Origin of the sequence: Clostridium transplantifaecale (assembly GCF_900626075.1) — a bacterium.
GTDB classification, from domain to species: domain Bacteria; phylum Bacillota; class Clostridia; order Lachnospirales; family Lachnospiraceae; genus Otoolea; species Otoolea transplantifaecalis.
On the sequence record NZ_UYZY01000002.1, the window covers coordinates 398,138 to 424,982 of the forward strand.

A 26,845-nucleotide genomic window follows, 5' to 3' on the forward strand; every position below is an offset into this window, starting at 1 on the left:
TGCGGCGGAGCACGGTATCTCCCCGCCAGAGTGCCGTTAATAACAACGAAAACAGGCTGCAGAGCTGTCCGCTGCTCTGCAACCTGTCTTTGTTGTTAACGGCCTGAAACACGTGAGGGGGCGCTTCAGTCCCGTACGCCCTGCCCTTTCCAGGTGGGAAGGCGTTTTTATTCATTCACGATCTGAGTCTTAATGCTTTACTATCACTTTTCACTATCAATCTTATTTTACTGCAGACTCCTGTTTTCCAGGCTCTTATTCTTCGTCCATACCCGGTTTGAAGAAGTCACCGAACAGTTCTTCATTGGACGGCATATCTTCCGGAAGAGGACGTGCTACCCATGTCGTGTTCATGTAGTGCTTTAATGCGATGTTCTCGGAAACAATGTTTCCTCCCCATGTTCCGCAGCCCATGGATGATGTTGGAGGCATTCCGTTTGTGGAGGAACCGGAGTTACCTCTGTTGTTTGGCTGACGTACCATAATACGGGATACGGGAGCTGCCATTCCAAGTCTGTGGATGTGCTCGTCGTCGAAGGAGTAGATACCACAGGAGTGGCCTTTTCCGCCTACGTTGAAGATGGCCTGCATCATGGTCAGGGCATTCTCAAACTCTCCCTCATACTTGAAGAGGCTTAACAGTGTGGTCAGTTTCTCGCTGGAGAAGAAGAACTCTTTTCCAATCTCACCTATTCCGCCGCCTGTTACTGCGATGAACTTGCGGTCTTCCGGAATCTCGAATCCGGCGATCATAGCCAGCTTCTGTGGGCTGATGGCTACGGTCTGCGGCAGACGGTGGCCTGTCTCATCCCACATAACCTTCTTGATCATCTCAGCTTCTTCTTCGTTGGCAAGGTAAGCGCCTTCTGCCTCCAGAGCCTTTACGAAATCATCGTAGATGGACTCGTGGATTACCAGGTTACCGTCACAAGAGCAGCCTGAACCGAAGTCGGATGTCTTGGAAATACGTGTATTGCTGGCTGCCTCTTTCTGACGCTCCGGTGTGTTGCAGGTGTCGTCGATGATGACAGTTGCATTTCCTGCGCCTGAACCGTATGCAGGAACACCTGCAGAGTAAGCGGATTTAACCATTGGGCGGCCGCCTGTTGCGATGATCAGGTCTGCACGCTTCATCAGCTCGTTGGTCAGGGAGATGGACGGCTCTTTGATACCCTGGATGATGTCGGCCGGTGCGCCTTCGCGTACAAGAGCCTCACGGATGATATCAATACACTTGTTGGTTACGTTTTTAGCACGTGGATGCGGGGAGCAGATGATTACGTCTCTTGCCTTGATAGCGTAGATAATCTGTCCTGCAGGTGTTAAACATGGGTTTGTGGTTGGAACCAGGGAAGCGATAACGCCGACTGGTTTTGCATATTTCACAAGTCCTTTTTCTTTATTCTCCTCGATGATGCCGACGCTCTTAGCGCGGAGGCAGTCTCTCAGGATCAGTTTAATTTTGTTGCGTTTGTTTCTCTTTGTGACTTTGTCGCCGAGGGATGTCTCATCAACAGCCTCGTCACAGATTGGAGCCCATACTTTCATATCGCATACAGCGGCAGCGACAGCCTGGCAGAGGCGGTCAACGCGCTCCTGGTCATATGTAGCGATAATGTCGGCTGCAACGCGTGCGCGTGCTACCATTTCTTCGATCATCTGGATCTGCTCTGGGGTTACTTCTTTTGCCATAACAAAAATCTCCTTTACACTATATTGTTTTTCTCGCGAAAGCAGTGTGCCTGGCGGCCATGCTTGCATGGTCAATGGCGGCTGCCCGCGGGGTCAAATGCTCCGCAATTTGCTCCGGGATATTTGACCTTTTACCTCGTCCTTACGGTAATTTCAGTATATATGCCACGGCCCCAAAAGTCTAATACCGGAATTCTCTCATGTTCATAGAGAATGTCTATAATTGAAAAGAACCCTTGTTTTACAAGGGTTCCCCGTTGAATCAGTGTTTGAATTCTCTCCGAATTTCTTCCCTGATCCCCTCTGCATCCAGTCCATATTTTTTCAGAAGCTCACCGGCAGGGCCGGACTCTCCAAATGTATCACGGATACCGATTCTGTGTACCGGGACGGGATATTGTTCCGACAGAGCCTCACAGACGGCGCTGCCCAGGCCGCCGATGATGGAATGTTCCTCCACGGTGACGATCCTTCCTGTCTTTTTGGCCTCCTTTAACAGCAGCTCTTCATCGATGGGTTTGATGGTATGGATATTCACCACCTCCGCGCTGATACCCTCTTTTGCAAGCATTTTTGCCGCCTCCAGACAGGCGGGAACGCACAGGCCGGTGGTAACAATCGTCAGATCGGTTCCCTCCCGCAGCACGATTCCTTTTCCCAGTTCAAACCGGTAACCTGCACCATCGTTAATCACCGGGACGGGAAGACGGCCGAACCGCAGGTAAACCGGTCCGTCGTACTCATAAGCGGCCTTCACCGCCGCCCTTGCCTCCACATCGTCAGCAGGGCAGATAACGGTCATTCCGGGAATTGTCCTCATCAGTGCGATATCCTCGTTGCACTGGTGGGTCGCCCCGTCCTCCCCAACGGAGATTCCCGCATGGGTGGCCGCGATCTTTACATTGAGATGGGGATAGCCCACGGAGTTTCTGACCTGCTCAAAGGCCCGTCCTGCTGCGAACATGGCAAAAGAGCTGGCAAAAGGCACTTTCCCCGACGCCGCAAGTCCGGCTGCAATTCCAATCATATTGCATTCCGCAATTCCGCAGTCGATGTGGCGTTCGGGAAAGGCGCTGCGGAAAATCGCGGTCTTCGTCGCCTCCGCCAGATCGGCATCCAGCACAACCAGATCCTTATGCAATTTTCCAAGCTCCGCCAGGGCGTTGCCGTAACTCTCCCTGGTTGCAATCTTTTTATTCTCCATCTCCACATCCCTCCTTTTCAAGTTTTTCCCCGAGACTTTCCAGTTCTTCCATAGCGGTTTCATATTCCGCGTCATTCGGAGCCTTGCCGTGCCAGGACGCTTTATCCTCCATAAAGGAAATTCCTTTTCCCTTTATGGTTTCCGCGATAATCGCGGTCGGTTTACCGGTCACCGTCCGGGCCTCCCGGAACGCGCTCCTCAGCTTTTCCATATCATTTCCGTCGTCCACACAGATGACATGGAAATGAAACGCCTCAAATTTCTTATCAATCGGATAGGCGGAGCAGACCTCCTCGAGGGAGCCGTCTATCTGGAGATTGTTGTTGTCCACGATGACCACAAGGTTGTCAAGTTCCCGGAAACCGGCGAACATGGCAGCCTCCCAGACCTGACCCTCCTGAAGCTCCCCGTCTCCCAGAAGCGCATACACCCGGTGGGATCGGCCGTCCATCTTAGCGGCCAGCGCCATCCCTACCGCCGCCGAGATTCCCTGTCCCAGGGAACCGCTGGACATGTCGACGCCGTTTATGTTTTTCATATCGGGATGCCCCTGGAGATAGGAGCCGGTGTGGCGCAGCGTCACCAGATCCTCCTTTGGGATATATCCTCTTTCCGCTAAAGCCGCATACAGCCCCGGCGCATTGTGTCCTTTGGACAGTACGAAACGGTCCCTGCCCTCCCAGTCCGGCCGGGAGGGATCGATATTCATCTCCTCAAAATACAGATAAGTCAGAATGTCCGCAGCCGACAGGGAACCGCCCGGATGGCCGGACTTTGCCGCGTGTACGGAAGTTAGGATTCCTTTTCTGACTTCATTTGCCGTTGTTTTAAGCTTCAATAGATTCATAGAAAAACTCCTTTTCTGAAAAGAGCCTGCTCCTTAATCCATTAACGGCAGGGCGCAGGCTCTCTTATCACTTACTGTCTTCTTTAAACTTTTCAATTCCCGCATCGGTCAGAGGATGTTTCACCATCTGCATGAGGACCTTATACGGCACGGTTGCGATGTCGCCTCCCGCCTTTGCACACTCAATAATGTGCAGCGGATGCCTTGTGGACGCGCAGATAATCTCCGTACTGATGTCCGGGTAATTGCCGAATATCTGCGTAATATCATAAATCAGGTCTGTGCCGCAGGTGGAAATGTCGTCCAGTCTTCCGAGGAAAGGAGACACATAAGATGCACCCGCCCGGGCGGCTAAAAGAGCCTGGCTGGCGGTGAAAATGAGGGTCACATTCGTTCGGATTCCCTCTGCCGAAAGCGCTTTCACCGCCTTAAGCCCCTCCGCCGTCATCGGAATTTTGACGACCATATTAGGGTGGATTTTGGAAATCTCCCTGCCCTGTGCAATCATATCCTCCGCTTTTTCCGCATCCGCCTTCACTTCCCCGGATACGGGACCGTCCACAATTTCCGTGATCTCTTTGATTACCTCAGAAAAGTCGCGGCCTTCCTTTGCGATCAGGGACGGGTTTGTCGTCACTCCGCAGATAACTCCCATCTCGTTCGCTTCCCTGATCTCGTCTACGTTAGCCGTATCTATAAAAAATTTCATACTATTCTCCCTTAAAAAAATGCTCTTTTCAGAAATAGCCTGTCTCTCTTCGACAATCACCGCGTCTCTTTATCAGAGACCATTCGCAGCGAGGTATTTTTTCGCCGTCTCCAGGCAGCGGCCCGCGTGTCCCAGCTTGCCTCTGGCTTCCATCTCGGCAGCGTTGGGCAGTTCGATGGCATAGTACGGGATATTGGCGATTCCATGCAGCATTCCGGCAATATCAATCTCTCCCTCTCCGACGTACAGACGTCCGGAACGGGCCACGCCGGTCATATCGGGATGCTCTAACGGAGGGATAAAACCAGGTCCGTCACACAGATGGACAAAGCCGAACCGCTCCGCCGGTATCTCTTTCAGCATTTCCTGCGTCACACCGGCTCTGTGGGCATGGAGCGTATCCACCATAAGCTTTAAGTTAGGACGCTTCAGAATATCCATTACCTCAAGAGCTTCTTCGAGGGTCCGCACATTGGCGAATGCCATAAATTCCAGGTTCACAAGCAGATCATACTTTGCAGCCATATCGCATATCATTTCAAGCTGGCGAAGAGCCGCCTCCCGATCCGGGGTCCAGACACTGGAAATCACGTACTTTGCACCCAGCTCGGCGGCTTTCTCAAAGTCCGCCTCGTAGGAGGCCACATCAAGTCCGTCCCCCACGCGCGCCAGCTCAATATCCATCAGGCGCACTCCGGTTCGTTCAAGGGCCGCCCTGACACTTTTAAAGATCACTTCATTTGCCAGACGAAAGTCGGGCTCTCCCGGCATTTTCATTGAAATCGGGCGCAGGCTGACTCCCTCGTAGCCGCATCCCGCTGCGATTTCTATCTGATCGGCCGGGTGGGTACCCGGCACGGTCAGATAAGCCAAAGAAAATATATTTTTCATCGTTTACCTCCGTTTCATGCAATTATGCATCATGAGATTTCGAATGGCTTGGCGCAACATAACGGCCGTTCTCTTTCTTAATCAGTTTTCCTTCTTTAACGAGTGCGTTCGGCGTGTAAATATCGTTGATATTCCAGCAGCCCGGTGTCGGCACTACGATGTTCTCCATTGGAGCCTCCACTAAGAACGGACGTCCCGCCTTGTTGGCTTCAATGGCCTTTTCCATGGCCGGTTTAAATTCTTCCGCAGAACTAATGCAGATGGACTCGATTCCGTAGCTCTTTGCCACGTCCGCCCAGGAAATGGTGTAGCGCTCTCCGTCGGCTTTATAGAATACCGTACCGAATTTTGTTTTATAATTGGCATTTTCAAGTCCTGCGATTGTGCCAAAGGCCGAGTTATTCATAACCACCCAGGTGCAGGCAATTCCCTGCTCTACCGCAGTGGCCAGACAGGACGGATTGATGCCGAAACCACCGTCTCCGGTCAGATTAAGCACAATCTTATCTGGAGCAGCCAGTTTGCCGCCCAGCACGGCCGACGGACCGAATCCCATGGTAGCCAGACCGGACGAGTGATGAATGGCGCCAGGACGTGTAATGTCGAATTCCTGTGCAACGCCGTTCTTGTTCCAGCCTACATCGGTAAAGATCACTGCATCCTCCGGAATCACTTCCTTGACGTCCTTAAGGATTCTCTGAGGCGTCATCGGGAAACGGTTATCACTTGAAATTGATGCGTTGGACTGTTTGAACTCTGCCTTGGCCCTGGCGATTCTGGCCCGGAGTTCCGGATTACTCCGTCCTTCCGGACAAATCTTTTTCACTTCTTCAAGGATCTGGGCAAGACCAATCTTTAAGTCTCCCATGGCTCCGATTTCTACCGGATAGTTGCGTCCAATCTCCATCGGGTCGATATCAATCTGTAAAAAGGTGGTCTTATCAGGGTCGAATGTGACTCCCTGATACCAGCTTGAACTGTCGGCCTCGCCGAATCTGGTGCCGAGGCCCAGGATTACATCGGCATTCGTGGTCAATGAGTGGGTGAATTCAAGACCCCAGAAACCGGTCTGTCCAATCATCAGCGGGTGCAGGTCGGATAAGCAGCCCTGTCCTGCCAGTGTACGTGATACCGGAATGTCCATGAACTCAGCCAGGGCAGCCAGTTCTTCGGACGCTTGGGATAAAAGGATTCCTCCGCCTGCATGGAGAACCGGGTTCTTTGCCTCCACCAGTTTCTTTGCGATTGCCTTTGCAGCCGCAGGATCCAAGGCAGGGCGCATGGTTACGAGATTACCCTTGTAGGTGCGTGCCCAAAGTTCTTCATCCATCTCTCTTGAGAACATATCCATCGGAACGTCCACAAGGACAGGTCCCGGACGGCCGGACTCAGCCAGGCGGAATGCCTTGTCGAGAATGTCTGGAAGCGCTTCCACGTCATCCACTCTCCATGCGCGCTTTACAACCGGCTCCAGCAGTTTGTACTGGTCGCCGTCGGCATGCATCTGCACTTCCTGGTGAGGATGGCGGCCGTAGTAGTAGCTCGGCACATCACCGGCAATGACTACCATAGGGATGGAATCCAGCGAGGCGTTGGCAACGCCTGTAATTACATTGGTAAGTCCAGGCCCCAGATGGCACATTACCACCGATGCCTTATGTGTCACACGGGCATAGCCGTCTGCGGCCGTAGAAGCCACGCTCTCATGTCTTGTTCCTATGTACTGGATTTTCTCGCTGCGGGACAGGGCGTCCAGCATTCCGATTACGGTATGGCCGCAAAGGCCGAATAACTTGGTAACGCCTCTGCGCTCCAGATAATCTACTAATAAATCAGATACTAATTTGCTGCTCATTTTAATCTCCTCCATTTACTCTTTTACGTCCGATTTCATACTTAATGTCCGGTTCTGTTGTTAACGTCCGGCTTTATTCTTAACGCCCGGTTCTATTCTTAACGCCCGGTTCTATTCTTAACCCCTGGTTCTATTCTTAACGCCCGGTTTTATCCTTATTTTTCTGCCGCAATTTCATTCAGCTTTTCGGCAATTCTTCCGTAGCCTGAGAAAAAGCTGCACAGTAAAGGTGTTTTTACGTCTTTTAAGTCGGGCAGCAGCGCGCGCATGGACACCTGGGCCATGACGATGGCGTCGTATCCCATTTTATCCAGCTCCCTGATGTTTTCCATCAGTATGCGGTTGTGCTCTTCCGGGTGTCCTGCCTGAAGGGCATCCCAGGCTGCGTTCTGCAGATACTGTGTGCACTCCATCTTTTTACCCTGTGCGGCGCCTGTCTTTTCAATCAGCCTCTGGCTGGGCCCAAGCGTTGTTTCCACCGTGGCAATCAGGGCAATCTTCGTTCCCAGGCTCACCGCCTCCTCGGCCATCGGCAGATCCACCTTCATAACAGGGACATTCACTTCTTTCTCATAGATGTCGGCCACTTCTCCCACCGTGGAGCAGGAGTTGACGATTAAATCCGCTCCGGAGATTTCCGCCGCTTTTGCGTAGAGAGTCATCCTGTCGATTACCGCCTGGCTGGGCCCGCCGTTTGCACGGACATCATTCAGCAGGGTGCTGTCGGTGATAAATTCCACCCTCACTCCCGGGACTTTTTCCTTCAGGAATGCGATGGTATCCTCCCGTTTGGCAAAACTGGTCTGTAAAATACATACATGTGGGGATTTCATATTTACCTGTCCTTTCCCGGCCGGGTTTACCGCCCGGTCTTATACTGTTTTATTTCATTTGATTGGTTTATTTTGTTTGATTGGCTTATTTTGTTTGATTGGTTTATAATGTTACACCGTTCACTTTTTTCTGGCGATAAGCGTCTTTGCCTTTGCCACGATGGAATCTACATCCATGCCGTGGTCACGGTAAAGCAGTTCCGGATCGCCGGATTCGCCGAATTTATCCTGGACGCCGATTCTCTGCATCGGGACCGGTTCCTGTTCCACCAGCACTTCCGCCACTGCGGAACCAAGACCTCCAAAAATGGTATGATCCTCGATTGTCATAACCGCTCCGGTCTCCCGCGCCGCCTTAATTACCGCCTCGTTGTCCAGTGGTTTGATGGTAGCCATGTCGAGCACCCTGACAAGGATTCCCTGCTCCTTCAAAACAGCGGCCGCATCCAGCGCTTTTTTTAGCAGTATTCCGGAGACTATCATTGTCATATCGTTTCCGTAATCCACTACGGTGCGCGCCTTGCCCCATTCAAATTCATAGGAGGCAGGGTCATAGATGTCTTCCACCGGATTGCGGTGCAGCCTGACATAGAGAGGGCCGGTAAAATCTACCGCCGCATGGGCCAGGGCTTTTGCGGATACCGCATCGGCCGGCTGTACCACCGTCATGTTCGGGAAGGAGCGCATGATAGACACGTCCTCAATCGCCGCATGGGTGGCGCCGTCACCGCCAACCTGAAGTCCCGTATGGGTTCCTATCACCGTCACGTTCAGATTCGGGTAGCACACGAAGGTTCTTACCTGCTCACAGGCCCTCATGGAAGCAAATACCGCAAATGTTGCAAGGAAAACCTTGTTTCCGCAGGCTGCCAGACCGGCAGCGCCTCCCACCATATTCTGTTCGGCAATGCCGAATGAGAACTCCCTCTCGGGAAAGTATTTTCCGAATTTTTCCAGTCCGCATGCCTTGGTGTCGGCGTTGCAGACTACGAAGTTTTCATTTGTTTTTGCGATTTCTATCAGTTCATGGCCGAATGCCATTCTGGTTGCAAGTGTCTTTGCCATCACACAACACCTCCTTCCTCTATCTCTGAGATTGCCTTTACAAGCTGTTCGTCATCGGGGGCCGCTCCGTGCCATGCTGAGTCGTCCTCCATGAAGGAAACTCCCTTGCCCTTGACGGTGCGCATCAGGATAACCGTAGGGTTCCTCATGGTCTTTGCCGTGTGGAGCGCCGTAAGCACATCTTTCATGTTGTGTCCGTTTACTTCCACAACCCTCCAGCCGAAGGAGCGCCATTTATCTCCCAGAGGCTCAACGGTCATGATGTCGTTCACCCAGCCGTTAATCTGGACGCCGTTGCAGTCCACAATCGCCACCAGATTTTTTAGGTTATGGTGGCTGGCCGCCATTGCAGCCTCCCAGACCATACCCTCCTGTATCTCTCCGTCACCCATCATGACATAGGTCATATAATCCTGATGGTGGAGCCTGGCCGAAAGAGCCATTCCCACGCCTGCCGAGAGTCCGTTTCCAAGGGAACCTGCCGTCATATCGATGCCCGGCACCTTATTCATGTCCGGATGTCCCTGAAGAATGGAGTGATACTGGCGCAGCGTGTTCAGTATCGCCGGGTCAAAGAATCCGCGGCGTGCCAGGGCTGCATACAGTACCGGGCAGGAGTGGCCTTTAGAGAGGATGAAACGATCCCGGTCTGCGAAGTCCGGCTCCTCCGGTTTAATGTTCATTACATGAAAATACAGGGCTGTCACCATTTCCACCGCCGACAGGGAGCCTCCCGGATGACCGGCTTTTGCAGAATGTATCATTGAAATGATATCCTGCCTGAGCTGTACCGCCTGTTTCTCCAGGCGTTCTACATCACGCTCTGTGAAATAATTGCGATTTTCCATAATTAATCCTTCCTATCCTAAAATATATAAAATCTTATGTTTTCTGGACTTTCAGGTTCCTCCCGGGTGGCAGCCTTTTTAGTTCAGTTCCTGTTTCTGACTTGATCTTACTACAGCCGCTCAGAAAGATCCAATTCTTCTTCCTGACAGTTACTATCACTAAAAATGATAGCTAAAAGGAGGTCATAACACCGCAGTATTATGACCCCCTTTTGTTTTCTTCTCCTCCTCACCGACCATGCTTCCGCTTTAACCTTGCCTTTGCTTCGGCCACCGACTCTCCTTTCCGCGTGAGATACTGATCCACAAAGCGATCCTCAATTTTTGTATAACCACCGATTACAGCATTGCTGATCTCACAGAATTTTGACGTTACGTTTCCGGCTATCTTTTCGTTCATCTGCACTAATTTTGATTTTGCCATTTTTATCCTCCTCACTTAATTCCTCTGACAAGCGGAATCAGGCTCATTAGAATCACGATTCCCGCAATGCCGATGATGATTCCAGGTATCAGACTGCCATATGCCGCTGGCCGCCGCCATTACTATTGCAACAAAACTGCTTTTTTTCATATTCATATCCTCAGTATTTTTTATTAATACAACAGTTGTTTGTTTATTGTATTTATACTATAATAAATCCGGAAACATAAAACAATCATCATTTTTCATACAAGTGTTGGAATAATGGAGTATCTATGAATACAAAAAATAATAAGCGGAGAAGGGAATCAAGAGAATCCATTGAAAAAGTTTTTATTGGGCTTCTTCAGGCAAAGGAACTAAACCAGATTTCTGTATCCGACATCTGTAAAAAAGCCGGATTAAACCGCAGTACCTTCTATGCCAATTACGTTGATATCTATGAACTGGCCGATACAATCCGGAACTCCCTGGAAGAGAATCTCAATGAGCTCTACCGTGAGGATATCGCCGCCGGTTTCAACAGCAATGACTATTTGCGTCTGTTTCAGCATATCCGCAATAATCAGCTTTTCTATAAAACCTATTTTAAACTCGGATATGATAACGACTATAAAATTGTTCAGTACGATACAAACCTGGCAAAAGCACACTTTGGCAACCGCTTTATTGAATATCACTGTGAATTTTTTAAACAGGGCATCACTGCCATTATCAAAAAGTGGCTGGCGAAAGGCTGTACGGAGACTGCCGAGGAAATGAATGAAATTATTATGAGCGAATACAGGGGACGGGCCGAATCGGTCCGGTAACCATGAGAGAAAAAAGGAGATATTTTATGGAACTCTATACGATGAATTATGTTCTGGCCGTGGCGGACTGCGGGAATTTTTCCCTGGCCGCCCAGGCCTGCCATGTGGGACAGCCCGCACTGTCCCAGCAGATCGCAAAACTGGAACGGGAGCTGGGCCTGCCCCTGTTTTACCGTAATTCCCGCGGCGCCACGCTCACCGACGCGGGTAAGGAATTCGTCCTGCGTGCGCGTGAGATCGTGCAGCGCACCGAGGCCCTGGAAGCCGAGATGGCATTCTATGCCGGTCTCCACAAGGGCAGCCTGACACTGGGGATTATCACCAGCCTGCAATGCATTGATTTCGGGGAGATGCTGTCGTCCTTCTGCTATAACTACCCCGATATTTCGGTAAATATTATCCAGGAGGGAACCCACCGCCTTGTGGATCTGCTGCTGGAACGGAAAATCGATCTGGCCTTCTTAAACAGGCCGCTGACGGAACTGCCGCAAAGCCTCGACTTTGCCAAACTGGGCGAGGACTGCTACTCTCTGGCCGTTCCCAGCCGCCATCCGCTGGCAGGCAGGAAAACAGTGAGCTTAAAGGAGCTTAAGGATGAGCACTTTATTTTTCACCAGAGCGGACAGGTTGCCTCGGAGCTGTGCCTCCTTGCCTGCCGGAACGCCGGATTTGAACCCGATATCGTCTGCCGCTCCGGCAGCCCTACCACCGGACTTTACATGGTCCAGGGCGGTCTCGGTGTGGCTTTCCTTCCATCCGAAGAATTTCTGTCCCGTACCCTGTCGGGTGTCGTAGAACTGAAAATAGAGGAAAAGATCACAAAAGAAGTGGGGATCGCCTGGCGCAGGGATGCGTCATCACCTCTCCTGGACGCCGCCGTGCGGTTCGCAAAAGGATGGGTCAGCGGCTGACGGGGGAGAACTTCCCTGTCAAACAGTAAAGGGACTTATTTTACAGCCCCATTAAAAGATGCTCCCATCCATACAGGTAAATGTTATAGTAAAACATGCCTGTATGGACGGGAGCATTCTATATTCCAATCCTTATATTTAGCTTTTTGCTCCTTGTTTTGATCCTTGTTCCGCTTTTTATTCTTTTCCTTTCTGTCTTTATTCTTTCAAATCATACTTTTTAATTCGCCGGTATACGGTCGCCCTGCTGATGCCCAGCTCGGCCGCCGCCTTCAACCGTCCTTCCTCGCTCCATCCAAAACGCTCCAGCGCCTTCTTAAGCTGTACAGCTTCTTCCGGCATAGATATGGGCGAAGGTAACGAGATAGGCAGAGAGGAATCTCCCACCGCATGAACCGCCTTAAATCCACTGGGGAGCATCCGGCGTGCCGCAGTGATCAGCGATTCCGGAAGATCCTGCAGGCCAATCTGGCTGCCCTCACACATGCAGACCGCATATTCCATCGTGTTCTGCAGTTCCCTGATATTGCCTCTCCACGGATAGGAAAGGAACAGGGACTGCACCTCTTCGCTCAGTCCGCTGATCTCCTTATGGAAGGTATGGTTATACCTGCGCAGCATAAACTCCGACAGATAAAGGACATCCTTGCCCCGCTCCCTCAGGGGCGGAATCTTAAGTGAAATCACGTTCAGGCGGTGGAACAGATCCTCCCGGAATGTGCCGCGCTCCACCAGCTCTTCCAGCGGCCGGTTGGTGGCGGCTATGATGCGCAGATCAACGTGAATCGGCCGTGAGCCGCCAAGGGGTTCTATCTCATGGGTTTCTAACGCCCGAAGAAGTTTCTGCTGAAGATACAGGGGCATGTTTTCCACCTCGTCGAGGAACAGGGTGCCGCGGTCGGCTGAAAGAAAACGGCCCTGCTTGTCCGTGGAGGCTCCGGTGAAAGCTCCCTTTTTGTAGCCGAATAACTCGCTCTCAATCAGCTGTTCCGGAACTGCCCCGCAGTTGATTGCCACAAACGGCCCGGAACTCCTGGGGCTCAGCTCATGGATTCCCCTGGAAAAGAGTTCCTTCCCCGTTCCCGTCTCGCCGGTCAGCAGCACCGTGGATGAATACCGGGCCAGTTTTGCCGCCTTCTGCTTAAACTGGATAAAAGACGGATCCTCCGACAGGATACGGGAAAATGGTTCGGCCGGCGGCAGGGAATTCTGTGGGACGATGATGGTCCGCGTCACCGGCGGGCTGCTGCTTCGAAACTGCATGTATCCGCTCAGAAGCTCCACAAAGGAGTCGGTAAACTGGGCCATCTCCTCAAAACGGCTGCTCAATAATTCCGCCTGTCTTTCATTGGTCGCCGTAACGCCGAAGATTCCCACCGGCTCATCGTTCACCCAGATGGAGGCGTGGACGGAAGCCATCCAGGGACACTTATGAAAACGCGGGCAGTTGCGGCAGCGCTCGTCACTTCCCGGATGGTGGATGATGGTGCGCCTCTCCTTCTGCTGGTAGAGAGCGCGGTTTAAAACACCGTTCGGGGTCAGATAGCAGCCTACCAGAGGCCGGGCATATCCGGTGCAGGCCACCCTTCTCAGGTTTTTATCAATAAATTCGATATCCAGGTTCAGGGCACTTGAAGTGTTGTCAGCTAAAATCTGAAGTTCATTTTGTATTCCACTAAGCAAAGTATTCAAACAGCAGCCTCCTTTCAGTGAGACACGATATGTCATGAGATATCACGCCGTACTCAGATGACATGTATGAGGATGATGAATCACCCTAATTACAGTAATTATTGCATAAGAAACGGGTTTTTACAACCGAATAGTGGCTATAAAATGGTTAATTTTTCCTATTTTACCCCTGCGAGGCATTTTGGCACGGAAGTTGCTTATTAATACAGTGCCATGGCAAGTTAAATAACTAAAAGGAGGGTTACAATGAGTTTTTGGGATGTTATATTGGACTTCGGCCTGATGAGTGCCCTGATACTTCTGGGACAGCTGCTGAGGGCAAAGGTAAAAATTCTTCAGGAGCTTTTTATTCCGGCATCACTGACGGCAGGCGTGCTTGGACTGATCTTCGGGCCAAACGGCCTTGGGATAATACCATTTTCATCTGCCTTCGGTTCCTACTCCGGTGCATTGATTGTCCTGGTGTTCGCAGCGCTTCCGCTTTCACAGGAAAACGTCAAAAAAGAGAAAAGCAGTTCAGGTGTTGTCCAGATGTGGAGTTTCCAGCTGGTAGCTTACCTGGGACAGCATCTGTGGGCTATGATTTTAGGCCTTTTACTGTTCGTTCCCGTTTTCGGCACTCACCCGGGCTTTGGCTACATGCTGCCCACAGGCTTTGTAGGCGGCCACGGAACGGCTGCCGCGGTTGGGGATTCCTTTGCCGGAATGGGCTGGGAAGATGCCGGGGCCTTAGGCATGACTTCCGCTACGGTGGGAATCCTGTCGGGACTGATAGGCGGTATTATTTTAATTAAACTGGCTACGAAAAAGGGCTATACAAACTATATCACAGACTTTGTCAAACTCCCCGAGAGCTTCCGTACCGGACTGATCCCGGAACAGGAGCGGGAGGTCATGGGCCGGGAATCCTTTTCCACCATCTCCGTGGATCCGCTGGCGGTCCATACAGCCCTTCTCTTCGTGGTAGCCTACGGAGCGAAGAAAATTGCCGATTTTGTACTTTACCTGAATCCGAAACTGAGCCTGCCGGTCTTTTCCCTGGCGGTGCTGGTCGGTTTTATCGTCATGAAACTGATGCGGCTTGGAGGAGCTGACAAATATGTGGACCGGAGGGTGATTACGCGTCTCAGCAGTACATTTACCGATTATCTGGTTGGTTTCGGCGTAGCCTCCATCCAGCTCGGCGTAGTGGTTAAATATGCGGTTCCTCTGGCTATTCTGTTCACCTGCGGTATCCTGTTCAACATATTTATAGCCGTGTGGCTGGCTCCCAGGATGTTCACCAAAGACTGGTTTGAAAAGGGAATCTTCACCTACGGCTGGGCCTCGGGCGTTACGGCAATCGGTATCACAGTTCTCAGGATCTGCGATCCGAACTTCAAGAGCGGCACCCTGGATGATTTCTCGCTCTCTTACCTGTTTGGAAATATGTGGGCGGAGCTGACGGTCGTAACAATGGGACCGATTTTAATCGCCACGGGACTTGCGGTGCCTTATACACTGGCCCTGGCGGGTGCATTCGTGGTAGTCCTGCTGGTTACATGGAAACTGAAAGGATTTCATAAGAGCGTTCAGAAATCTAACGCCTGAAATGAGAACAAATAATAATTTAATATATAAAGGAGGATTTTTATCATGAGCAGCACAAAAATTGATTTTTTGTATCTGGATGAACAGGAGATGATCAAAGCCGGCGTAAAGGACATGCATGAATGTGTCGGTGTAATGGAGGAAGTATTTACCCTCCTGGGTCAGGGAGACTATGTCATGGGCGGAAGAAACCACAATTCCCATGGCATCCTGATCTCATTCCCGGATGAACCGCAGTTTCCAAATATGCCTAAGAACGGACCAGACCGCCGTTTTATGGCGATGACGACTTATCTGGGCGGCCGGTTCCATGTTGCAGGAGAAAAATGGTATGGATCAAATAAGGCAAACCTGGAAAAGGGACTTCCACGCTCCATTCTCATGGTAATGCTCAATGACGCCGATACGGGAGCCCCGCTGGCCCTGATGAGCGCCAACCTGATCAGCGCAATCAGAACGGGAGCAATCCCAGGCGTGGGAGCAAAATACCTTGCCAGGGAAGACGCTAAGACATGCGCCCTGATCGCAGCCGGCGTTATCAGCCGCACCTGCTTTATGTCCCTCATCGACAGCAGGCCGGGAATTGAAACTGTACGCATCTACGACGTATTTCCGGAACCGGCCGGGCGCCTGGCCGCTTTTATCAGAGAGACTTATCCGACGGTTAAAAACGTGGAGATCTGCTCCAGCATTGAGGACGCTGTCCGCGGAGCCGATATTGTCAATGTGGCGGCTTCCGGAAAAGTTTACCCGCGTATTGAAGAAGACTGGCTGAAACCCGGCGTATTTGTCTCACTTCCGGCCGGTATTGACATGGATTCTGATTTCCTGATCAGTGACCGCTGCCGCCGCGTGGTAGATAACTGGAAAATGTACGAAGCATGGTCAGAGGAGCTTACAACGCCGTATTGGAATATCATGGGACTGATCGGCACAAAATATCTCGATTTAATTGATGAGGGTCTTATAACGAAAAAACAGATTGACAATCTCGGAGACATCACGGCAGGTAAAATCCCGGGACGCAAGAGCGAGGATGAGAAGATTCTGTTCGGTATGGGCGGTATGCCGGTCTATGATGTGGCCTGGGGATACCAGCTGCTCCAGAACGCAAAGAAACTGGGACTCGGCACTTCGCTGAACCTGTGGGAAAAGCCGGATCTGGCATAAGCGCCCCACCGCTTGGCCTTAACATACCGGAACGCAATTGAGGGAGCCGCCAAATCACATGAGTTTCAGTGATTTGGCGGCTCCCTTTACTTTATTTCTTATTTTGCATTGTGGGATTTGGCATGGCTTGGAGCTACGAACCTTCCGTGCTCATCTTTTACCAGCTTACCTTCTTTTACAAGGTCGTTCGGGCTGAAGATATCGTTGATATTCCAGCAGCCTGGGGTTGGAACCACGATGTTCTCCATCGGAGCCTCTACCAGGAACGGACGTCCTGCCCTGTTCGCTTCCATTGCTTTCTCAAGGGCGGGTTTGAACTCTTCTGCGGAGTTTACACAGATGGACTCAACGCCGTATGCTTTTGCGACATCGGCCCAGCGTGGTGTATAGCTTTCGCCATCCGGTGTGTGGAATACGGTACCGAATTTTGTATGGTAGTTGGCATTCTCAAGTCCTGCGATTGTGCCGAATGCAGAGTTATTCATAACCACCCATGTGCAGGCGATATTCTGCTCTACTGCAGTTGCAAGGCAGGTTGGGTTTACGCCGAAACCGCCGTCGCCGGTCAGTGTCAGGCAGATCTTGTCAGGAGCAGCCATCTTGCCGCCGAGTACTGCGGATGCGCCGAAGCCCATTGTCGCAAGGCCGGAGGAGTGATGGATGGTTCCCGGAATAGTGATATCATACTGCTGTGCAACGCCGTTTTTGTTCCAGCCTACATCGGTGAAGATTACTGCATCCTCCGGGATAACTTCTCTTACATCCTTTAAGATGCGCTGAGGTGTCATTGGGAAACGGCTGTCGTTGGCAATATCTGTTCTGCTTTCTTTGAAGGCTGCCTTTGCCTCCGCAATCATAGCTCTCAGCTCTGGATTCTTCTTGCCCTCCGGACAAATTTTCTTAACTTCTTCCAGAATCTGTGCCAGGCCAATCTTCAGGTCGCCGATGGCTCCGATTTCAACCGGATAGTTGCGGCCGATTTCCAGTGGGTCAATATCGATCTGAAGGAATGTCGTATAGTCAGGGTCAAATGTTACGCCGCGGTACCAGCTGGAGCTGTCTGCCTCTGCGAAACGTGTTCCAAGGCCAAGGATGACATCTGCTTTTGTGGTAAGGGAGTGTGTAAATTCAAGTCCCCAGAAACCTGTCTGGCCAATCATAAGAGGATGACGGTCTGAGAGACATCCCTGTCCCATCAGTGTACGGGATACCGGAATATCCAGGAACTCAGCCAGAGCGGCCAGTTCTTCTGATGCCTGGGAAAGCAGGATTCCGCCGCCGGCATGGAGTACCGGGCTCTTTGCCTCAACGAGCTTCTTGGCAATAGCTTTTGCAGCTGCCGGATCCAGTGCAGGACGCATGGTCATATGGCTGTCTTTATAAGTACGGTCCCAGAGATAATCTTCCATCTCGCGTGAGAACATATCCATCGGCATGTCAATCAGGACAGGTCCCGGACGGCCGGACTCCGCAAGGCGGAATGCCTTATCCATGATGTCCGGAAGAGCCTCCACGTCGTCTACACGCCATGCGCGTTTAACAACCGGCTCAAGCATCTTATACTGTGTTGCGTCGCCGTGCATATTTACTTCCTGATGAGGGTGGCGGCCAAAGTAGTAGCTCGGTACATCGCCTGCGATAACGACCATCGGGATGGAATCGAATGCCGCGTTGGCAACGCCTGTCAGCACATTTGTAAGGCCAGGCCCAAGGTGGCATAAAACAACGGATGCCTTGTGTGTAAGACGGGCATAACCATCTGCCGCAGTGGATGCCACCGCCTCATGTCTGTTTGAGATATATTTTACTTTATCATTGCGGGACAGAGCGTCCAGCAGACCGATTACCGTATGTCCGCAGAGGCCGAACACATATTTTACATCGCGGCGCTCCAGGTAATCCACCATCAAATCGGAAACCAGTTTCTTACTCATAGTTGTTCCTCCATTTAGATTCTTTCTTTGAATTAATGTGTGTTATAGTATCTGTTTTTGATTTTTTCTATGTTTCTAACTGTTTCTTAACACTTTGGATATTCTTTGATTCGTACTGTGATATCCGGATTTCCTATAGCAGCTTCCGCTCCGTCTATATCAGTCCGTGGTGTTCCATATACTGTTCGAACACCTCTCCGCTGCGGATGACATAGTCCCGGAAATACTTGGCTGCCGGAGGGATATACCGCTCCTTATTCCACTGCAGGTACAGCTTACGCTGGGGAATGTCGTTGGCAATAGGCAGAATCTTTGTATTGTAAGGCGCCCCAGCCAGCGGATATGGCACAATCGCTACCCCGCGTCTGGCTGCCACCATGCCGTATATTATCTGATCACTCAGTGTCTCCATGACAATATTGGGGCGGATTCCCAGCTCTCTGAAAATCTCATCCAGCTGGTTTCTCAATTGGCCGCTGGGGTCGAAGGCGATAAAGTTCTCTCCGGCCAGCTCCCTCAAATCCACGCTTCCCTCCCTGGCCAGCCGGTGCCCTTCCGGCGCCAGCACTACCAGGCGGTGCGTTCCTATGTAAGCAGCTTCAACCTGCGGGTGATTCAGTCTTGTTGAAAGTATCAGGTCGACCGAACCGTCCAGCAGCATGCTGTAGAGTGTCTTCCAGCCCTCCTGGCTGTACTGGAACTGTACGTCCAGCCGGTTCGTATCAGACTGGTACCGCACCATAAGATCCGGTGCAAATTGAGCCATTGACGGAAATCCCGCCAGGGATATCGTCCCTTCATTCGGATCGATATACCCTTTTAGAGTTGTAATGCCGTCCTCCAGTGAATTTATAGTCCTTTGAACATATGGCTGAAATATTTCACCATACTTGGTTAATTTGATATTGCGTCCCTGCCGCTCAAACAGCTCTGCCCCAAGTTCATTTTCCAGTTCCTTGATGGCATGGCTTAAATTTGACTGACTTACGTGCAGCTTTTCCGCCGACCTCGTATAGTGCTCCAGTTCTGCAATCGTGTTAAAATAATACAGCCACTGCAAATTCATATGTAATCCTCCTAACGCTTTTCTGCATGTTTCCCCGTCCCTATTATCTATAAGTTTCCGGGAAACCGCAACCGTTTTATATATTGGAGGATTCTCTTGCCGCCCGCTCTTTGTCAAGCTGGCGCGTCTCCCATGTATTGAGAACTACGTCCAGTGAAATCAGGAGCAGCCCGATGAAAAATGCAGGGGTAAAGGTTTCACCCAGAAGCCAAGCTCCTAAAAGCGCTGCAAATGCAGGCTGTAACGGGTAAAACAGGGAACAGGTGCTCGCCGGCAGTATGGACAGGCATTTTGTCCAGGTATACTGCGCCAGGCCGGAACCTGCAAAACCGAGATAAAGGATAACCGCCACACTGAGCGGGGTAACCGAAACCGGCTGTGTACAAACTGACACAATTCCCACGGGTATGTGGAAAATCAGGCTGATGGCCATACTGTAGGTAGTCACCAGTACCGCCGGATACTTTGCAGTCAGTCTGCGCATGTATACGGAGGCGGCGGCAAAGGATACAACTCCCACCAGAACCACGGCGATTCCAAGTGTTTCCCCCTGAGTGGAGGTGCCGCTGGTGATGACAATGGTTCCCGCCAGCGCCAGAACAAGGCAAAGGCATTTTACCGGAGTGATCTTTTCCTTAAGAATGAATGCCGCAAGGATGGTCACCGCTACCGGAGTCATTGCATTAATCAGGGCCGCCATCGATGCCCCCGTAAGTGCAATACCCAGCTGAATCATTTGAATCGTCAGAAAGTAACCGAGTGCTCCTACAAGAAAAAAGTACTTCCAGTCTGCTCCGTCGATCTTTGTTTTCAGATGTTTCCGTGACATGAGCAGCAAAGGAATCATGGCGGACACACATCTTAAACATGCCACCAGGGAAGCCGGTATATCGGCTGCAATCATTTTTCCGGTCACATAGATGCTTCCCCAGATGAAGAATGTGAAAAATAGTAATGGAAACGCCTGTTTCTGACTGGTCTGCGCCATATCTGCCTCCTGGTCTTTCCGCCGTCATCTGCGATATAAGGAGTCCCGGGCTGCGGCAGGCCGCTGCCCGGTGACTTCCGTCTGTTTCAAGCAGTAACTGCTGCTTTTATTTTGCCGCACTTTCCAGGGAATCCTGAAGAGTTGTTCCAAGTCCGCCGCACTGTGTGTCAATGTCGGAATAGAGTTTCTGAACTGTATCAAGGGCAAGGATTTCATCGTAGAAAGCGTTATCGTATTCGATGAGTTTCATGCCTTTGTCCTGCAGAGTCTTTTTATTGTTAGCATCGATATCTGCAAGCTGTGGACGAAGCTCAGCCATTGCCTCTGATACAGCCTGGTTAAGCGCTGCCTGGAAAGCAGGATCCAGAGCGTCGTAAGCTTCTTTATTGATGGACATCTGGTTTGCATAGAGAATATGGTTTGTGCAGGCCAGTACATTCTGAACTTCGTTCAGGTTTGCTCCCACGATTGTATCGGCCGCATTTTCTTCCGCGTCGATTGTTCCGCTCTGCAGTGCAAAGTAAACCTCGGACCATGCAAGAGGTGTCGGCTCTGCGCCGATTGCCGTCCAGAATGCCATATGGTTGCTGTTATTCATCGTACGAATCTGAAGAGTCTTGAAATCAGCCAGTGTGTTGAGTTCTTTATTGGCGCTTGTCAGACGGTATGTAGCGTTCTGAAGAATACCAAGCAGATGTGTGCCGGATGCCTCATAAGCTTCATTCAGCTCCTGACGGAAAGCAGAATCGCTGCCGTTTAAAACCTTGTCAATTGTGTCTCCGTCATATTTGGAGAATATCATAGGAAGGTCGAACACTGCCACGCCCGGTACAAAGGATACAACCGGAGCCGTCTGGCACACTACAATCTGGATATCGTTAGACTGCTGCTGACGGAGAAGGTCACCGTCATCACCCAGCTCACTGTTCGGGAAATATTCGATTGTCAGCTTGCCGCCTGTAATCGTATCTACTTTCTCCGCTACCAGCTCACCGAAAAGCTGTGCTGCGGCGCCTTTACTGCTGTTGTCCGCTGCAATCAGGGATACGGCATCCAGGTCATCATAGCTTGCTGCGTCTGCTGCCGGCGCTGCTGTATCTGCCGCTGCCTCTTCCGTCTTCGCAGCCTCTCCTGCTCCCTGTGTTGCCGCCGGTTCGGAAGTCTTTCCACTGCCTCCGCAGGCTGTTAATGATGCTGCCATCGCTGTGGCCAGAACCAATGCTGTAATTTTTCTCATTACTATATTCCTCCTTTAATTTGTTTTACAATTGTCTGTAAAAAATGTATCTTTATTTTTGTATCAATCCGTGCGTCCTGTCCTTAGAAGATATTCGGAAGGAATGTGGAGAACCACGGTACATATACGATAGCTAACAAAGCAACCAGGAAGGCCAGCATAAATGGAACAGCCTTCTTTGCCACCGCCATCGGCGGCTCTTCCGCAATATTACCTGCCACAAACAGGTCGAGTCCAAAGGGCGGCGTAGCCAGACCGATGGAAAGGCAGCAAACCAGAACAACACCGAAGTGTACCGGGTCAACGCCCAGAGCCTGAACAGCCGGGAGAACGACCGGAGCCAGAATAATAATTGCAGGGCCTGTATCCATTACCATACCAAGAATCAGGAAGATAATAGCCAGTACGGTCAGAATTGCAATACCGGAATGGAAGTTGCCAAGGATAAATGTTTCAACGGCTTTTGTCGCTCTCGTAAGGGAAAGCACGCGTCCGAATGCAGTTGCAAATGCAAGTACGAATGCCAGGCCGCCGTATGTCTTAACCGATTCGCAGAGGAAAGGAATCAGCTCGTTCACCTTAATGGATTTGTAGATGAACAGGGAAACAATAATTGCATAGAATACGGAAAGTGTTGCCGCCTCGGTTGGTGTAACAAAACCTGTGTAGATACCGCCGAGAACGATTACCGGGCAGAGCAGAGCCCAGAAGCTGTCTGCAAACAGTTTGCCAAGTCCGGTGGAACGGAGTTCTTTCATTCTGGCATCAATTAATTCTCTGTCCTCACCGTGGCGCACACAGTAAAATACCGCATAAATCATCAGGAAGAGACCAATCAGAATACCAGGGAAAACACCTCCCAGGAACAAATCACCTGTGGAAACTCCCGTTGCCAGCGAATAAAGTACAAACGGAATGGACGGAGGGATAATAACTCCCAATCCTCCGGCAACTGCAATCAGGCCGGCGCTCCATTTTTTCTCATATCCCAGATCCGTAAGGAAAGGAACACACATGGAACCTACGGCTGCTGTTGTAGCCGGACCGGAACCGGAAATGGCTCCGTAGAACAGACAGGTCAGAATTACCGCACAGGGAAGGCCTCCCGGCATCCTGCCTGCAAAATAGGAGAAAAAGTTAAACAGTTTCTTAGAAATACCACCTTTTGCCATAATGACGCCGCCCAGGATGAAAAGGGGAACCGCCAGGATAGGTGTGGAGTTGGCTCCGGCAAATGTGTTATTCAGGAGCTGAACAATTGTTCCTCCTTTGCCCATTGTCATAATGGGTGCGATGGAACCAAGAATCATGCTGACGCCGATCGGTATGGAAATCGCAATTCCAATCAGAAATACTATAAATACTAACAGTGCAGCCATCTATTCTTCTCCTCCTTTCGCCAGAGCAGCTTCTTCCGCCGCTTCAAGCATAGTCTGTTCGAGAGTGCTTAACTCTTTCTCGTTGAAATGCTTAATATGGAGTACAATCTGCTGAATTCCGCGAAGCACTGCAAGACAGAAACCAATCAGCATGACACTGTATACAATCCACATGGGCCACAGCATTGCCGGTGAAGGCTCACCGCTGGCCTTAATTGACTGAACAACCGTAACGGAATGGTAAGCCAAAAGAGCCATACTGCCCGTTGTAACGAAATCTACGATAATGTTAATTACTTTATGTACCACATTGGGCATCATATCTAAGAGAACCCCTACCCTCAGCATATTTCCCATCCTGATTGTGTATGGAAGGGACAGGAACACGCTCCAGATCCAGCAGAACCGGCAGAATTCTTCTGCCCAGGTCAGAGACGGAATCCACGGTGTCTTTCTGATAATAACCTGCAGAAGGCTGACGCAGGAAATTATTACCAGAAGGATGACCAGAAGAAATTCCTCCAGGTGCTCATCCAGCCATTTGACAATTTTCATCTTATACCTCCTCGTTTTTTACATACTCCCGGCCGATTGTAATATCAGCCGTTGCCCTCAGCCACAATTTTCAGCAGCTCCTGGCGCATCACTTCTACCGGGGCTTTCTTATCTGTCCACAGCTCAATCTGAGCCGCGCCCTGATATAATGACATTCCAAGTCCGTTCAGAATCTGGCAGCCTTTCTCTTCGGCATCCAGTAAGAACTGAGTCTTAGCCGGATTGTAACATGCATCAAAGTAGAACTGGCTTGGTTTGATATATTCTTTCGGAAGCAGGCTCTGGCCTTTCGTAGAGCCCATACCGATGCCGCTTGCATTCAATACAACGTCGCAGGCAGCCAGTTTTGAGAAATCTCCGGATGGTACAAACTCGGCAATCGGAGCAAAATTCTCGTTAATGTCGCTTACGAGAGATTTTGCACATTCCTCATAGGCATCTGTGATATAAATCTTCCTCGCCCCGTGGTAGGCCAGGATGGAACACATTGCCCGTCCCGCGCCTCCTCCGCCGAAGCAGAAGAATACGCACTCGTTCACTTTGATGCCGCCCTCCTCGGTCAGGGAAGTGTAGAAGCCCACACCGTCCGTATTGTAACCGACAAGCTTACCGTCCGGCGTTTTTACCACCGTGTTGCTGGAACCCATCTTCTCGCATAACGGGTCAAGTTCGTCCAGGTACTCAAGCACCTTTACCTTATTGGGCTTTGTTACCGCCATACCGGCAAAGTTCATATACCGAAGGCCGTTCACTACCTCGCCCAGATGCTCATTATCAATCTCTGTGTAGAAATAACACATATTCAGCCCGGCTGCCTCGTAGGCTTTATTCTGCATCCTGGCAGCGAAGGACTGGCTTAATGGTGTGCCCAACAGAGTGATCATCTTAGTATCAATATCGATTTTCATACTCTTTCCTTCTTTCATAATCTCGCTAAACACCGTTGTCTTTAAAGGCCTGCCTTCTGAAAAAGCGCTTTTGCATTATCCAGGCACTGTTTTGCATGGCCTGCCCCGCCGTACTCGGCTATGTATTTTGTATTTGGAAGTTCGATGGAACAGGTGTTGGCCGGAAGCGCTTTTAACAGGCCTTCCAGGTCAATGGCTCCCTTGCCGCAGTATTCCCTAGCCTCACGGACAACCTGAGGAATTTCCATTCCCTCCATATCCTTCGGGCAGTCACAGAGATGAATTACACCGAAGCGAGCCGGGTCAATTCCCTTAATCTTCTCTGCCGTTACATTATCCCAGTGGCAGTAAATCATATCCATCAGAAGCTTCATGTTTGGTGCATTCACCTTATCCTGCATTGCTATTGTCTCATCCAGTGTGGTCAGCCCCGATACGATTGGAAATTCCAGGTTAATCGTGAGCCCGAACTCTTTTGCCTGTTCACAGATTTTTCCATACTGTTCTACTGCAAATGCGTGATCCTTTGTCCATACACTCGACAATACGTCGGTGGCTCCCAGTTCAGCGCCGCACTCAAATGCTTTTCTGAAGTCGCAGGGAAGATCTTCACGTACGCGGACAAGTTCAATGTCGAACAGCTTCATATTATAATCCTTGAGAGTCTTTTTGACTTCCTTAAAAAGCTCAGGGTCTTTCTCAAGGCATATCTGCGGCTCTCCCGGCAATCCCATCGGTATGGTGCGAAGACTTACATAGTCATAACCTGCTTCAGCGGCAATTCTAATCTGGTCCAGCGGCTCCACGCCCGGGATTGTAAGATAGGCCAGGGAAAACTTTCTTTCCATCAATGATTCCTCCTCTTTCTATGTTGATACTTTAGTCATTTCAACCAATTACTTGCTTTCTGTATTTACATTCTATTGGATATTTGCACAAACGTCCAATGGGCAGTTTTCATCGATCTATCAATTTTCTGCATGGTTCCGTCATTTTGTTCACTTTTCTTCATAGAAACTAAGCAAATCATCTAAATTTCAGCCCGAATCATCACTTTTATCGATGATTCGATTCATATTAAGCATTGGATTGAAGGGTGAAACTCCGATATACTGAACTCATAAGGAATCTCAGACTGGAGCAGCGGCATTACTGTACGCATCTTACGCAGTAATAAAGTGGCTGCTTCTTGTCCTGCTGAAAACGATACCTAAAAACGAAACATATATTAAAGGAGGAACTATTATATGAAACTTCCCTCATCAATCACCCTGTGTGAGGTGGGCTTGCGTGACGGCCTTCAGAATGAAAAGTATATCTTAAGCACCGAGCAGAAGCTGGAACTGCTGCGCGGCCTCATTGATGCAAAATTTCCGGTCATTGAAGTCGGCTCTTTTATGCATCCGAGGGCCGTACCTCAGATGGCAAACACCGATGAAGTCTTTAAGGCCATCGGAGAGGTTCCCGGAGTTGAGCTGCGCGCACTCATCCCGAACCTGAGAGGAATCCAGAGAGCTATTGACTGCGGCTGTAAAAAGGTGAAGCTCAACGTCTCAGCCAGCCGTCAGCACAACTTAAAAAATCTGAACATGACTCCCGAGGAGAGTGTAGCCGGTTTCGCCTCCTGCGTGGAAGCCGCAGGTGAAAATGGAATTGAAATTTCCGGTTCCATCTCCATGCCGTTCGCCTCCCCATGGGAAGGACGCATTCCGATCGAGGATGTCGATGCCATCATCGAAGCTTACCTGAAGGTGGGAATCACCGAGATTTCCCTGTCTGATGCCTCCGGTATGGCGGTACCTAACCAGGTTTATGATATCTGCTGCCATGTCAAAGAGAAATATCCTCAGGCAACCTGGTGGCTGCATTTCCACAACACACGCGGCATGGCTATGGCCAACATCCTGGCAGCCATGGAAGCCGGAATGGACCGTTTCGACAGCTCCTTCGGCGGACTCGGCGGATGCCCGTTCGTACCGGGTGCGGCCGGCAACATTTCGACAGAGGACGTGCTCCACATGTGTGAAGAGGCAGATATCGCTACGGGAATTGACATTGCGAGGGTAATTGAACTTTCCAAAAATCTCCGAGAGGTTTTAAATCATGATATGGAAAGCTACATACTGCGCGCCGGAAGATCCAGGGATCTGATCCAGTCGCAGCAGGTGTAAGGTTAGCGGTAATAAAAAAAGCGCGCTCCTGAGGGGAGCGTGTTTTTTTATTGCCGCTAAAGGG

24 protein-coding genes are annotated in these 26,845 nt (G+C 50.6%); 5 read left to right on the top strand and 19 right to left on the bottom strand.

The genetic code is table 11. The features are described 5' to 3' along the window. Positions 1-255: 255 nt before the first annotated feature. From EJL91_RS07520 to EJL91_RS07565, 10 genes are all read right to left on the bottom strand, one after another. A complete protein-coding gene (locus EJL91_RS07520) occupies positions 256-1,692 on the bottom strand; it encodes an aldehyde dehydrogenase family protein (RefSeq protein ID WP_125140566.1) in 1,437 nt (478 codons plus the stop codon). 262 nt (positions 1,693-1,954) lie between these two features. Continuing rightward, positions 1,955-2,896, bottom strand: a complete 942-nt coding sequence (locus EJL91_RS07525; RefSeq protein ID WP_125141344.1) for a transketolase family protein — start codon at positions 2,894-2,896, stop codon at positions 1,955-1,957. Further along, a complete protein-coding gene (locus tag EJL91_RS07530; RefSeq protein ID WP_125141345.1) occupies positions 2,886-3,743 on the bottom strand; it encodes a transketolase in 858 nt (285 codons plus the stop codon). Before EJL91_RS07530 ends, EJL91_RS07525 begins: the two co-directional genes overlap by 11 nt. A 67-nt stretch (positions 3,744-3,810) precedes the next feature. Continuing rightward, positions 3,811-4,452, bottom strand: a complete 642-nt coding sequence (gene fsa, locus EJL91_RS07535; RefSeq protein WP_125141346.1) for a fructose-6-phosphate aldolase — start codon at positions 4,450-4,452, stop codon at positions 3,811-3,813. A 72-nt stretch (positions 4,453-4,524) separates the two neighbouring features. Further along, the gene (locus EJL91_RS07540; protein WP_125141347.1) at positions 4,525-5,343 is read right to left on the bottom strand and encodes a sugar phosphate isomerase/epimerase family protein; all 819 of its coding nucleotides are present in this window, start codon (positions 5,341-5,343) and stop codon (positions 4,525-4,527) included. A 22-nt stretch (positions 5,344-5,365) separates the two neighbouring features. Further along, positions 5,366-7,198: a thiamine pyrophosphate-binding protein gene (locus tag EJL91_RS07545; RefSeq protein ID WP_125141348.1), complete on the bottom strand. Its 1,833-nt coding sequence runs from the start codon at positions 7,196-7,198 to the stop codon at positions 5,366-5,368. A 155-nt stretch (positions 7,199-7,353) separates the two neighbouring features. After that, positions 7,354-8,031, bottom strand: coding sequence for an aspartate/glutamate racemase family protein (locus EJL91_RS07550; RefSeq protein WP_125141349.1), 678 nt, complete (start codon positions 8,029-8,031; stop codon positions 7,354-7,356). 120 nt (positions 8,032-8,151) lie between these two features. After that, positions 8,152-9,096, bottom strand: a complete 945-nt coding sequence (locus EJL91_RS07555) for a transketolase family protein (protein WP_125141350.1) — start codon at positions 9,094-9,096, stop codon at positions 8,152-8,154. Next, entirely contained in the window at positions 9,096-9,944 is an 849-nt protein-coding gene (locus tag EJL91_RS07560) for a transketolase (RefSeq protein WP_125141351.1), read from the bottom strand. The genes EJL91_RS07555 and EJL91_RS07560 overlap by 1 nt, the downstream gene beginning before the upstream one ends. A 229-nt stretch (positions 9,945-10,173) precedes the next feature. Then, on the bottom strand, positions 10,174-10,368 hold the full coding sequence (locus EJL91_RS07565; RefSeq protein WP_125141352.1) for a hypothetical protein: 195 nt from the start codon (positions 10,366-10,368) through the stop codon (positions 10,174-10,176). A 275-nt stretch (positions 10,369-10,643) separates the two neighbouring features. Here EJL91_RS07565 and EJL91_RS07570 point away from each other — a divergent pair, with 275 nt between their 5' ends. Both EJL91_RS07570 and EJL91_RS07575 read left to right on the top strand, forming a co-directional pair. Further along, complete coding sequence (locus tag EJL91_RS07570; protein ID WP_125141353.1) at positions 10,644-11,180, top strand: TetR/AcrR family transcriptional regulator; 537 nt, start codon at positions 10,644-10,646, stop codon at positions 11,178-11,180. Positions 11,181-11,206: 26 nt separating this feature from the next. Then, positions 11,207-12,091 carry a LysR family transcriptional regulator gene (locus EJL91_RS07575; RefSeq protein ID WP_125141354.1) on the top strand — a complete coding sequence of 295 codons (885 nt, stop codon included), beginning with the start codon at positions 11,207-11,209 and terminating at the stop codon, positions 12,089-12,091. Between the two features lie 198 nt (positions 12,092-12,289). Here the strand turns inward: EJL91_RS07575 and EJL91_RS07580 are convergent, their stop codons facing one another. Further along, complete coding sequence (locus EJL91_RS07580) at positions 12,290-13,783, bottom strand: sigma-54 interaction domain-containing protein (RefSeq protein ID WP_164516779.1); 1,494 nt, start codon at positions 13,781-13,783, stop codon at positions 12,290-12,292. Between the two features lie 246 nt (positions 13,784-14,029). Between EJL91_RS07580 and EJL91_RS07585 the strand changes: the two genes are divergently transcribed. Next, positions 14,030-15,373, top strand: a complete 1,344-nt coding sequence (locus EJL91_RS07585) for a sodium/glutamate symporter (protein WP_125141356.1) — start codon at positions 14,030-14,032, stop codon at positions 15,371-15,373. Positions 15,374-15,418: 45 nt separating this feature from the next. Continuing rightward, positions 15,419-16,543: a tyramine oxidase subunit B gene (locus EJL91_RS07590; RefSeq protein ID WP_125141357.1), complete on the top strand. Its 1,125-nt coding sequence runs from the start codon at positions 15,419-15,421 to the stop codon at positions 16,541-16,543. Positions 16,544-16,641: 98 nt separating this feature from the next. Here EJL91_RS07590 and EJL91_RS07595 read toward each other — a convergent pair whose 3' ends face one another. From EJL91_RS07595 to EJL91_RS07630, 8 genes are all read right to left on the bottom strand, one after another. Continuing rightward, positions 16,642-18,477 carry a thiamine pyrophosphate-binding protein gene (locus tag EJL91_RS07595; RefSeq protein WP_125141358.1) on the bottom strand — a complete coding sequence of 612 codons (1,836 nt, stop codon included), beginning with the start codon at positions 18,475-18,477 and terminating at the stop codon, positions 16,642-16,644. Between the two features lie 154 nt (positions 18,478-18,631). Next, positions 18,632-19,543 carry a LysR family transcriptional regulator gene (locus EJL91_RS07600; RefSeq protein WP_125141359.1) on the bottom strand — a complete coding sequence of 304 codons (912 nt, stop codon included), beginning with the start codon at positions 19,541-19,543 and terminating at the stop codon, positions 18,632-18,634. A 76-nt stretch (positions 19,544-19,619) separates the two neighbouring features. Then, a complete protein-coding gene (locus EJL91_RS07605; protein WP_125141360.1) occupies positions 19,620-20,531 on the bottom strand; it encodes a DMT family transporter in 912 nt (303 codons plus the stop codon). Between the two features lie 106 nt (positions 20,532-20,637). After that, positions 20,638-21,768: a TRAP transporter substrate-binding protein gene (locus EJL91_RS07610; protein ID WP_125141361.1), complete on the bottom strand. Its 1,131-nt coding sequence runs from the start codon at positions 21,766-21,768 to the stop codon at positions 20,638-20,640. 83 nt (positions 21,769-21,851) lie between these two features. Next, the gene (locus EJL91_RS07615; RefSeq protein WP_125141362.1) at positions 21,852-23,147 is read right to left on the bottom strand and encodes a TRAP transporter large permease; all 1,296 of its coding nucleotides are present in this window, start codon (positions 23,145-23,147) and stop codon (positions 21,852-21,854) included. Then, a complete protein-coding gene (locus tag EJL91_RS07620; RefSeq protein WP_125141363.1) occupies positions 23,148-23,702 on the bottom strand; it encodes a TRAP transporter small permease in 555 nt (184 codons plus the stop codon). A 44-nt stretch (positions 23,703-23,746) separates the two neighbouring features. Continuing rightward, positions 23,747-24,610 (bottom strand): shikimate dehydrogenase family protein, encoded by an 864-nt coding sequence (locus tag EJL91_RS07625; RefSeq protein ID WP_125141364.1) that lies wholly within the window; start codon positions 24,608-24,610, stop codon positions 23,747-23,749. 41 nt (positions 24,611-24,651) lie between these two features. Beyond that, positions 24,652-25,458: a sugar phosphate isomerase/epimerase family protein gene (locus EJL91_RS07630; protein WP_125141365.1), complete on the bottom strand. Its 807-nt coding sequence runs from the start codon at positions 25,456-25,458 to the stop codon at positions 24,652-24,654. A gap of 399 nt (positions 25,459-25,857) precedes the next feature. On the opposite strand from EJL91_RS07630, the gene EJL91_RS07635 reads away from it, so the two are divergent. Beyond that, entirely contained in the window at positions 25,858-26,781 is a 924-nt protein-coding gene (locus EJL91_RS07635; RefSeq protein WP_125141366.1) for a hydroxymethylglutaryl-CoA lyase, read from the top strand. The last annotated feature ends 64 nt before the right edge of the window (positions 26,782-26,845 follow it).